Origin of the sequence: Pantoea brenneri (assembly GCF_038594305.1) — a bacterium.
Taxonomy (GTDB): Bacteria; Pseudomonadota; Gammaproteobacteria; order Enterobacterales; family Enterobacteriaceae; genus Pantoea; species Pantoea brenneri.
Genome location: NZ_JBCGBG010000003.1, coordinates 553,027 through 562,507, shown reverse-complemented (window position 1 = coordinate 562,507; position 9,481 = coordinate 553,027). Strand labels below are relative to the sequence as shown.

Annotated in this window: 12 protein-coding genes; 8 read left to right on the top strand and 4 right to left on the bottom strand. The window is 55.4% G+C overall.

Translation table 11 applies throughout. The features are described 5' to 3' along the window. Window positions 1-368 precede the first annotated feature (368 nt). Window positions 369-929: a D-glycero-beta-D-manno-heptose 1,7-bisphosphate 7-phosphatase gene (gene gmhB / locus AABB92_RS16085; protein WP_031375301.1), complete on the bottom strand. Its 561-nt coding sequence runs from the start codon at window positions 927-929 to the stop codon at window positions 369-371. A 188-nt stretch (window positions 930-1,117) separates the two neighbouring features. On the opposite strand from gmhB, the gene metN reads away from it, so the two are divergent. The 6 genes from metN (at window position 1,118) to proS (ending at window position 6,679) form a co-directional block, all read left to right on the top strand. Beyond that, window positions 1,118-2,149, top strand: coding sequence for a methionine ABC transporter ATP-binding protein MetN (gene metN / locus AABB92_RS16080; protein ID WP_031375300.1), 1,032 nt, complete (start codon window positions 1,118-1,120; stop codon window positions 2,147-2,149). After that, window positions 2,142-2,795, top strand: a complete 654-nt coding sequence (locus tag AABB92_RS16075; RefSeq protein WP_031375299.1) for a methionine ABC transporter permease MetI — start codon at window positions 2,142-2,144, stop codon at window positions 2,793-2,795. The genes metN and AABB92_RS16075 overlap by 8 nt, the downstream gene beginning before the upstream one ends. Window positions 2,796-2,824: 29 nt before the next feature. Next, window positions 2,825-3,640, top strand: coding sequence for a MetQ/NlpA family lipoprotein (locus AABB92_RS16070; RefSeq protein WP_031375298.1), 816 nt, complete (start codon window positions 2,825-2,827; stop codon window positions 3,638-3,640). 128 nt (window positions 3,641-3,768) lie between these two features. Further along, window positions 3,769-4,167: an Rcs stress response system protein RcsF gene (gene rcsF, locus AABB92_RS16065; protein ID WP_031375297.1), complete on the top strand. Its 399-nt coding sequence runs from the start codon at window positions 3,769-3,771 to the stop codon at window positions 4,165-4,167. Then, window positions 4,164-4,871, top strand: coding sequence for a tRNA (N6-threonylcarbamoyladenosine(37)-N6)-methyltransferase TrmO (gene tsaA, locus AABB92_RS16060; RefSeq protein WP_031375296.1), 708 nt, complete (start codon window positions 4,164-4,166; stop codon window positions 4,869-4,871). The genes rcsF and tsaA overlap by 4 nt, the downstream gene beginning before the upstream one ends. 89 nt (window positions 4,872-4,960) lie before the next feature. Further along, window positions 4,961-6,679 carry a proline--tRNA ligase gene (proS, locus tag AABB92_RS16055; RefSeq protein ID WP_031375295.1) on the top strand — a complete coding sequence of 573 codons (1,719 nt, stop codon included), beginning with the start codon at window positions 4,961-4,963 and terminating at the stop codon, window positions 6,677-6,679. Between the two features lie 32 nt (window positions 6,680-6,711). On the opposite strand, the gene arfB is transcribed toward proS, so the two are convergent. Further along, window positions 6,712-7,122, bottom strand: a complete 411-nt coding sequence (gene arfB / locus AABB92_RS16050) for an alternative ribosome rescue aminoacyl-tRNA hydrolase ArfB (RefSeq protein ID WP_031375294.1) — start codon at window positions 7,120-7,122, stop codon at window positions 6,712-6,714. Window positions 7,123-7,339: 217 nt separating this feature from the next. On the opposite strand from arfB, the gene AABB92_RS16045 reads away from it, so the two are divergent. Then, window positions 7,340-7,540: a YaeP family protein gene (locus AABB92_RS16045; protein ID WP_031375293.1), complete on the top strand. Its 201-nt coding sequence runs from the start codon at window positions 7,340-7,342 to the stop codon at window positions 7,538-7,540. Further along, entirely contained in the window at window positions 7,527-7,787 is a 261-nt protein-coding gene (rof, locus tag AABB92_RS16040) for a Rho-binding antiterminator (RefSeq protein WP_046289210.1), read from the top strand. The genes AABB92_RS16045 and rof overlap by 14 nt, the downstream gene beginning before the upstream one ends. A gap of 40 nt (window positions 7,788-7,827) precedes the next feature. Here rof and AABB92_RS16035 read toward each other — a convergent pair whose 3' ends face one another. Continuing rightward, window positions 7,828-8,136 carry a c-type cytochrome gene (locus AABB92_RS16035; RefSeq protein ID WP_031375292.1) on the bottom strand — a complete coding sequence of 103 codons (309 nt, stop codon included), beginning with the start codon at window positions 8,134-8,136 and terminating at the stop codon, window positions 7,828-7,830. A gap of 18 nt (window positions 8,137-8,154) precedes the next feature. Further along, the gene (gene tilS, locus AABB92_RS16030; RefSeq protein ID WP_046289209.1) at window positions 8,155-9,453 is read right to left on the bottom strand and encodes a tRNA lysidine(34) synthetase TilS; all 1,299 of its coding nucleotides are present in this window, start codon (window positions 9,451-9,453) and stop codon (window positions 8,155-8,157) included. Window positions 9,454-9,481: the final 28 nt, after the last annotated feature.

Here is a 9,481-nt window from a genome sequence, read left to right as displayed (position 1 = left end):
TGTAAAACGTCATAATGAATTTCATTATGTGTTCACTCGTGAGACTTGATATTTTTTACGTCCGGAGACGCTGATATCAATCCTGCGAGTGCCCACACAGATTGTCTGATAAATTGTTAAAGAGCAGTGCGAGCAGCGGGTTAACCGTCTGTCGCGAGGTGGCGTATATTACGCTTTCCTCCCTCAGAGTCAACTTCTTTTTCAGAAGTTTTTCTCCGGCGGCGCAGTCTCCTGTGCCTGCTGACCCGTCTCTCCGTAAGCCGGTGTTCCGTGTCAGTGGAGGCGCATTATAGGGAACGCTTCAGATAGCGCAAGTGCAAATTCAAACTTTTTTGCTGTTCGTCTGAAATTTGCACAAAAGCGCCGTTTTAGCCCTGTTTGATGCGTGCCGGCAGCGCGGCAAGGCTATCAATTACCCAGTCTGCTGCGGCTTCGCCTTCGGCGGTGACCGGCTTGCCGCTGCGCACCAGTACTTTTTTACCGACACCCGCAGCCTGACCCGCCAGCATATCTTCCAGCTTGTCACCCACCATATAAGAAGCGGCCATATCAATATGCAGTTCCTGCTGGGCGGTTAACAGCATGCCCGGCTGCGGTTTGCGGCAATCACACTCCTGGCGGAACTCTTCGACCGCCGCCTCAGGATGATGCGGACAGAAATAGATGCCATCCAGATCCACATCGCGATCGGCTAATGACCAGTCCATCCACTCGGTCAGGCGCATAAAGGTATCTTCAGTAAACATGCCGCGCGCAATGCCAGACTGATTGGTCACCACCACCAGCGCAAAACCCATCTGCTTCAGTTGCTGCAGCGCCTCAATAGTGCCGTCAATGAACTGGAAATCATCAATTTCATGGACATAGCCATGGTCGACGTTAAGGGTGCCATCGCGATCAAGAAAAATGGCTGGGACTTTATTCGCCACGTAGAAACTCCTGCTGTAAAAATTGCCGATCAGTATCGCATGATTGCTATAAAAGGGAGAATGCCAGATTGAATCACTTCCATTGATTTAGACGTCTGGATGCCTTACCATCCATCCAGCTTTGACAGCATATCAGGCTTAACCGCCTGCCACACCACGGACAACGCAACACGATAATAAATAACGTAATGATTAAATTAGAAAATATCACCAAGGTGTTTCAGCAAGGCAACCGTACCATTCAGGCGTTATCTGACGTCAGTCTGCACGTGCCTGCCGGACAAATTTATGGCGTCATCGGGGCTTCCGGTGCCGGCAAAAGTACATTGATTCGTTGCGTTAACCTGCTTGAACGCCCTACTTCGGGCCGGGTACTGGTGGATGGCGCTGACCTGACCGCGCTTAACGAACGCCAGCTGACCCAGGCGCGTCGTCAGATCGGCATGATCTTTCAGCACTTTAACCTGATGAATTCCCGCACCGTCGCCGGCAACGTTTCGCTGCCGCTGGAGCTGGGTAACCTGTCACGCGAGCAGATTAAGGCGCGGGTCGCTGAACTGCTGGAGCTGGTCGGCCTGTCCGATAAGCATGATGCCTGGCCCGCAAACCTTTCCGGCGGCCAGAAGCAACGCGTCGCGATTGCCCGTGCCCTGGCCAGTAATCCTAAGGTGCTGCTGTGTGATGAAGCCACCAGCGCCCTCGATCCGGCCACGACCCGCTCGATTCTGGAGCTGCTGAAAGACATTAACCGCCGGCTCGGCCTGACCATTCTGCTGATCACCCATGAGATGGATGTGGTGAAACGCATCTGTGACCAGGTCGCCGTCATCAGTCAGGGTGAACTGATTGAGAAAGATAGCGTCAGTGAAGTCTTCTCACATCCGAAAACGCCGCTGGCGCAGCAGTTCATTCAGTCGACGCTGCATCTGGATATCCCGGATGACTATCAGCAGCGTCTATCCGCCGCCGCCAGCCACGATAGTGTGCCGCTGCTGCGTCTGGAGTTCACCGGCAAATCTGTCGATGCACCGCTGTTGTCGGAAGCGGCACGCCGTTACAACGTCAATAACAACATTATCAGTGCCCAGATGGATTATGCCGGCGGTGTGAAGTTCGGCATTATGCTGGCCGAAATGCACGGCACAGAAAGCGATACCCGTCAGGCCATCGCCTGGCTGCAGGAGAATCACGTGAAAGTAGAGGTGTTAGGTTATGTCTGAGGCGATGATGTGGTTGCTGGGGCGCGGCGTATGGGAAACGCTGATGATGACCTTTGTCTCGGGCTTCTTTGGCTTTGTGTTGGGTCTGCCAGTCGGCGTGTTGCTGTATGTCACCCGTCCGGGACAGATTCTGCAGAATCAGGGGCTCTACCGCGTGCTCTCGGCGCTGGTGAATATCTTCCGTTCGATTCCTTTTATTATCCTGCTGGTCTGGATGATTCCGTTTACCCGCGTCATCGTCGGTACGTCGATTGGCTTACAGGCCGCGATTGTGCCGTTAACCGTCGGCGCCGCACCTTTTATTGCACGTATGGTGGAAAATGCTCTGCTGGAACTGCCCACCGGACTGATTGAAGCGTCACGCGCGATGGGCGCTACGCCAATGCAGATTATCCGCAAGGTTCTGTTACCTGAAGCGATGCCTGGCCTGGTCAACGCGGCGACCATCACCCTGATTACGCTGGTCGGTTACTCCGCAATGGGCGGCGCAGTGGGAGCAGGCGGTCTGGGTCAGATCGGTTATCAGTACGGTTATATCGGCTACAACGCCACGGTGATGAATACGGTATTGGTGTTGTTAGTGGTTTTGGTGTATCTCATTCAATTCTGTGGTGACCGCATCGTACGTGCGGTGTCCCATAAGTAAGCCAGCAATATCACTATTAAGGAAAGGATATGTCTTTCAGATTTAAAAAAATTGCCGCTGTGGGTGCACTGATTGGCGCAATTGCGCTGGCAGGATGCGATCAAAAAGAGAAAGATCCCAACCATATTAAAGTGGGCGTGATTGTCGGTGCTGAGCAGCAGGTAGCTGAAGCAGCGCAGAAAGTCGCGAAAGAGAAATATGGCCTCGACGTTGAACTGGTGACGTTTAACGATTACGTGCTGCCTAACGAAGCGCTGAGCAAAGGCGACATCGACGCCAATGCTTTCCAGCACAAGCCGTATCTGGATCAGCAGATCAAAGATCGTGGCTACAAGCTGGTATCAGTCGGTAACTCCTTCGTCTACCCTATCGCGGGCTACTCGAAAAAGATTAAGTCACTGGATGAGTTGCAGGACGGAGCTCAGGTCGCGATTCCTAACGACCCGACCAACCTGGGCCGTACCCTGCTGCTGCTGCAGAAAGTGGGTCTGATCAAGCTGAAAGATGGCGTGGGCCTGCTGCCGACCTCACTGGATATCACCGAGAACCCAAAACATCTGAAAATTGTTGAGCTGGAAGCGCCACAGCTGCCGCGCTCACTCGACGATCAGCAGATTGCGCTGGCGGTTATCAATACCACCTACGCCAGCCAGATCGGTCTGACGCCGGCTAAAGATGGCATCTTTGTCGAAGATAAAGATTCTCCTTACGTGAACCTGATTGTGGCACGTGAAGACAATAAAGATGCGGAAAACGTGAAGAAGTTCGTACAGGCTTACCAGTCTGACGAAGTCAACGAAGCCGCAAACAAAGTCTTCAACGGCGGCGCCGTTAAAGGCTGGTAATTCGGTTACTCCTCTCTTCCAGGGCGGCGCTATGCCGCCCTTTCTGTTATTGGGTGCCCTGCCCGACTTGTTATTTATTCTGGTCCTTGTTTCAATAACGCCACTTTTTGAAACTTGAGGATGTTGCCATGCGTTTTTTACCGCTCTGCTTGTTAGCATTGATGCTGACCGGGTGTGTTCACGAATATCACCCAATAAGCAGCGCACCTTCTCGTCCGCAGCAATCCAGCGAACCGACCCGTAAACCTACGCCACGTCCTGCGCCGGTTAAGCTCTATACCGATGCGGCCGATCTGGTCAGCAAACCGTTCCGCGATCTCGGCGAAGTCTCTGCTGAAGATTGTCAGATCAGTAATCAGAACTCACCCGCTAACATCGCCACTGCACGTAAACGCCTGCAGATCCGCGCCTCTCAGATGAAAGCCAATGCGGTACTGCTGCATAAATGCGAAATCGTAACCGGTACGCCAGGCTGCTATCGCCAGGCGGTGTGCCAGGGTTCGGCGCTGAAAGTCAGTAATCAATGAGTGACTTCGCCTTTGCGCAAATTGGGGTAATCCGCTCGCCGTGGAAAGAGAAGTTTGCCGTACCGCGCCAGCCTGGCCTGGTGCAGGATGGCGGCGGCGAGCTGCACCTGCTGGCACCTTATAACCAGCCGGAAGCAGTGCGCGGGCTGGAAGCTTTCAGCCATCTGTGGCTGCTGTTCGTGTTCCATCAGACCATGGCGGGTGGCTGGCGACCAACGGTACGTCCGCCCCGTCTCGGCGGCAATGCGCGCATCGGGGTTTTCGCGACCCGCTCAACCTTCCGACCTAATCCGATTGGTATGTCACTGGTTGAGCTTAAGGGCATCCATATCGATAAACAGCAGGTCATCCTGCAACTCGGCAGTCTGGATCTGGTCGACGGGACGCCGGTAGTTGATATCAAACCTTACCTGCCGTTTGCAGAAGCCTTACCGCACGCCGAGGCCGGTTTTGCTCAGGCAGCACCAGCCGCTGATATGCCGGTCCGCTTCTCGGATCAGGCGCAACAGCAATTGCAGCAGCTGCAGCCGCGCTACCCGCATTTAGCGCGCTTTATCAGCGAAGTCCTGGCGCAGGATCCCCGTCCGGCTTACCGTAAAGGCGAAGTGGAGCAGCGGGAATATGCCGCCTGGCTGATCGATTTTAATGTGCGCTGGCGAATCGACGCGGCCGGAACGGAAGTGATCGCCATCGACCCGCGTTAAAACCCGCTTTTGAGCCGGTGATCTCACTGGTACACTAGCCGCCAGCAAAATTCTGTCTGTGACTTTCCGATCAACTGGAATCGTAATCAATGCGTACTACTCAATATCTGCTCTCTACTCAGAAAGAGACGCCTTCCGACGCTGAAGTGATCAGCCATCAGCTGATGCTGCGCGCCGGTATGATCCGCAAACTGGCTTCTGGCTTGTATACCTGGTTACCGACCGGGGTGCGCGTGCTGAAAAAAGTCGAAAATATCGTGCGTGAAGAGATGAACAACGCCGGCGCGATTGAGATTTCAATGCCGGTCGTGCAGCCTGCCGATTTATGGCAAGAGAGCGGTCGCTGGGAAGAGTATGGCCCGGAACTGTTACGTATTGCGGATCGCCATGATCGTCCGTTCGTGCTTGGCCCGACGCATGAAGAAGTGGTCACTGACCTGATCCGTAACGAGCTGAGCTCCTATAAGCAGCTGCCGCTAAATCTGTATCAGATTCAGACCAAATTCCGTGATGAAGTGCGCCCGCGTTTTGGCGTGATGCGTTCACGTGAATTCATTATGAAAGATGCTTACTCGTTCCACGTTTCTCAGGAGTCGTTGCAGGAAACATACGAGGCAATGTACCGGGCTTACAGCCAGAGCTTCACTCGCATGGGGCTGGATTTCCGCGCGGTGCAGGCGGATACCGGCTCGATCGGCGGCAGCGCGTCACATGAGTTCCAGGTGCTGGCGCAGAGCGGTGAAGATGATGTGATCTTCTCTACTGAATCGGATTATGCGGCAAATATCGAGCTGGCCGAAGCGGTTGCCCCGGCCGGGGAACGCGCTCAGCCGACGCAGGAAATGCGCATCGTTGATACACCAGATGCCAAAACTATCGCCGAACTGGTAGAGCAATTCCAGCTGCCGATTGAGCAGACGGTGAAGACGCTGATCGTAAAAGGTGCCGAAGAGAGCGGCCATGCGCTGGTTGCCCTGCTGGTGCGCGGCGATCATCAGTTGAATGAGATCAAAGCGGAAAAAGCGGACATCGTGGCTGCGCCGCTGGTGTTCGCTACCGAAGAAGAGATCCGTGCTGCCGTAGGTGCCGGTCCAGGTTCTATCGGTCCGGTCGGCCTGAAGATGCCGATTATCGCCGATCGTACCGTGGCGAAGATGAGTGATTTCAGCGCTGGCGCAAATGTCGACGGTAAACACTACTTTGGCATCAACTGGGAGCGCGATCTGCCGCTGGCCAGCGTAGCGGATATCCGTAACGTGGTTGAAGGCGATCTCAGCCCGGATGGCAAAGGCACCTTGCAGATTAAACGCGGTATCGAAGTGGGACACATCTTCCAACTCGGCACCAAATACTCTGATGCGATGAAAGCCTCGGTTCAGGGTGAAGATGGCCGCAACCAGGTGATGAGCATGGGCTGCTACGGCATCGGCATTACGCGCGTGGTCGCGGCGGCAATTGAACAGAATCATGACGAACGCGGCATTATCTGGCCTGCGGCGCTGGCACCGTTCGAAGTGGCGATTCTGCCAATGAATATGCAGAAATCGTTCCGGGTGAAAGAGCTGGCGGAAGAGCTGTACGCGACGCTGCGTGCCAAAGGCGTGGATGTCATTCTGGATGACCGTAAAGAGCGTCCGGGCGTGATGTTTGCTGACATGGAACTGATTGGCGTGCCGCACACCATCGTGATTGGCGATCGCAATCTCGACAATCAGGAGATTGAATATAAAGCGCGCCGTGCCGGTGAGAAGCAGATGATCAAGCAGGATGAGATCGTCGACTTCCTGCTGAAAGCATTGAATAAGTAATCGTTTCAGACGCCCCGCTTGCGGGGCGTTTTTTATTGCACCTTACCGCGCATCGACTTAGTGGTACTGCGCCGGGCTTTCCCCTCCAGCCGTCGTTCTTTAGAGGCGCGGGTCGGCCGCGTGGCACGACGAGCCTTTTCTACCGTACTCAGTTCCCGAATCAGATTAACCAGACGCTGCAGCGCCGCTTCGCGGTTCATCTCCTGACTGCGGTGCTCCTGCGACTTAATCACCACAATCCCTTCGCGCGTAATCAGATGGTGACTGGCGGCCAGCAGTCGCTGTTTATAAAAGGGTGGCAACGAGGACGCGGCAATATCGAACCGCAAATGTATCGCCGTGCTGGCTTTATTGACATGTTGTCCCCCGTTGCCCTGCGCCCGAATCGCGGTCAGCTCAATTTCACTCTCCGGGATTTCAACACTGCGTGACAGCATAATCATCTGCCACCTTCCCGTACGATTAGGGTGTTTACTGCCGATAACCTGTTCATCAACTTAACCTTTTGTGCTTTGACTCTTTCCGCGTCAGACAGCGGAATCTGTCACTTTAGCAGTGTTTTGCGTGCTGTTCCTTCTTTAAGCGGGCTGATTTCCTGCAAATGGCTGTGATATAGTCGCCAGTTAACCAGAGTATTGACGCTCTGCTGAGGAGGGCCACGTGCAAAATTATTGTGAGTTAGTTCGCCGAAAATATGCCGAAATCGGCAGCGGGGATTTAGGTTACATACCCGATGCGATTGGCTGCGCATTGAAGGCGCTTAATGATATTGCCGCAAATACTGCGCTAAACTCTTCTGTCAGGGAACAGGCGGCCTACGCCGCTGCTAACTTATTGGTGAGCGACTATGTTGATAAATGAAGCGTACCAACCCATCAATTGCGATGATTACGACAACCTGGAACTCGCCTGCCAAAATAACTGGATGCTGTCGCTGGAAATGAAAAATGGCGAGCAGCTCAAAGCGAAGGCCTGCGAGATTTTTTCACGTAAAAATGTGGAATATCTGGCCATCGATCTTGACGGTGAAACCCGCGAGTTACGCCTCGACCATATCGCCAGCTTCACGCATCCGGAGCTGGGAACGGTAGTTGTCAGCGCAGAATAATCCACGCTTTCCGGGCGGGACTTCCCCGCCCTTTCCTCTTTCAGGGCTGTAACGAACCGTAGTACGCCGCTAAATCCGCCATATCTGCATCACTTAATCCCGCGACAAACGCTTTCATCACCTCGGCCTGCCCCCCGCTGCGTTCACCTTTTTTGTACGCCTGCAGGGCATGCTCAAGATAGGCCGCCTGTTGCCCGGCCAGGTTAGGATAGAGCGGCACCGAGGCCTTTCCTTCTGCACCGTGACAGGCCATACAGCTGGCTGCTTTCTGCGCCCCGCTCTGCGCATCACCCGCCGCCCAGGCCGGTAGCGCGGCGGCCAGTAAACACGCCGCGATCCACGTTTTCATCATTGCTCTCCTGCGTTTTTATTTTGAATGCCAGACAGCCTGCCAGCCATGCTGGTCGATGGCCGCGCCCTCACGGGTAATGAAGAGATCCGGCGCGCAGACCAGCGTCTGGTTGTAAAAAATTAACGGAATCCGTTCGCGTTGCCACGGCGGAATGTGCAACGCCTGCCACACCTTCTTCATTTCCCGTCCGCCGCTGCGCCCCACCAGATGAATCTGGCCGTGGGCGTGAAACCGCACGCTGATCTGCTCATCCTGTCGGGGAAGACGTAACGGGCGCTGAGACTGGCTGGCCTGCAACGTGCCCAGATCGTCAGGCAACCGCAGCGGCTGGTGAAGATCGGGCCACGCCAGCTGGATATCGCGTAACGCGCTGAGCAGCGGCAGCCAGTAGAGTTGCTGGCGATAGCGTCGCAGTTCAGCCTGACCAAACTGCAACCGCGGCTGGGCATCTTCGCGACTCGCCATCACCTCATTACGGATGCGGTTCAGGCCATCTCGTGACGGCATCACCCCGCTCTGACCCGCGATCCAGCGGCGCAGCAGCGCATTGGCGCGCGCCTCACTCATCGTCAGTAAGGGCGGAAAGTGCAAGCTGCCGTCAGGCTGGATCAGCGCACTGAGCTGTTCAGCCAGCAGCTCATCCAGCAACTGCTCCTGCTCGCTGCAGAGTGCCGCGCTACGGGCCGTCGCCTCGGCAAAATGGGGCCAGCGCTGACTGAGTTCAGGCAGCAGACGCTGGCGCAGAAAGTTGCGGTCGTAGCGCAAATCCTGATTGCTCTCATCCTCAACCCACACCAGCTGATGCGTCCGGGCATACTGCTCCAGCGACTGGCGGGAATGATTGAGCAACGGCCGTAACAGACGATGCGCGCCCAGCGAGCGGGATTGCGGCATCGCGGCTAAGCCGGCCGGGCCGCTGCCACGCTTCAGCGCCAGTAACAAGGTTTCACATTGATCGTCGAGATGCTGAGCCGTCAGTAAAATTTCGCCCGGCTGCAGCGCCGTGCTCAGCGCCTGATAGCGAGCGGTACGGGCGGCTGCTTCAATGCCGCTGTCACGCCCATCGACCCTGACCCGCAACACCTCACACGGTAACTGCCATTGCTGGCAGAGCGCCATGCAGTGCGCTGCCCAGCGATCGGCGTTCGGACTCAGTCCGTGATGCACGTGCAGTGCCCGCAGGCGGGATTGAGGAGAGTGCTGTTGCCATCGCCATGCCTGATGCAGCAGCACGGTTGAATCGAGTCCGCCGCTGAATGCCACCACCAGCGCGGCATCCGGTTGCAGCAGTGAATTAAAAGCAGACAAAGACATGGCGCAATCCAGACAATCGGGCCACCGG

Bases quoted from the DNA above. Each gene is read 5' to 3' on its own strand.
- AABB92_RS16035 (WP_031375292.1), bottom strand. From the start codon at position 8,136: ATGAAAACGTGGATCGCGGCGTGTTTACTGGCCGCCGCGCTACCGGCC.
- rof (WP_046289210.1), top strand. From the start codon at position 7,527: ATGTTGATAAATGAAGCGTACCAACCCATCAATTGCGATGATTACGAC.
- rcsF (WP_031375297.1), top strand. From the start codon at position 3,769: ATGCGTTTTTTACCGCTCTGCTTGTTAGCATTGATGCTGACCGGGTGT.
- AABB92_RS16075 (WP_031375299.1), top strand. From the start codon at position 2,142: ATGTCTGAGGCGATGATGTGGTTGCTGGGGCGCGGCGTATGGGAAACG.
- AABB92_RS16070 (WP_031375298.1), top strand. From the start codon at position 2,825: ATGTCTTTCAGATTTAAAAAAATTGCCGCTGTGGGTGCACTGATTGGC.
- arfB (WP_031375294.1), bottom strand. From the start codon at position 7,122: ATGATTATGCTGTCACGCAGTGTTGAAATCCCGGAGAGTGAAATTGAG.
- proS (WP_031375295.1), top strand. From the start codon at position 4,961: ATGCGTACTACTCAATATCTGCTCTCTACTCAGAAAGAGACGCCTTCC.
- tsaA (WP_031375296.1), top strand. From the start codon at position 4,164: ATGAGTGACTTCGCCTTTGCGCAAATTGGGGTAATCCGCTCGCCGTGG.
- metN (WP_031375300.1), top strand. From the start codon at position 1,118: ATGATTAAATTAGAAAATATCACCAAGGTGTTTCAGCAAGGCAACCGT.
- tilS (WP_046289209.1), bottom strand. From the start codon at position 9,453: ATGTCTTTGTCTGCTTTTAATTCACTGCTGCAACCGGATGCCGCGCTG.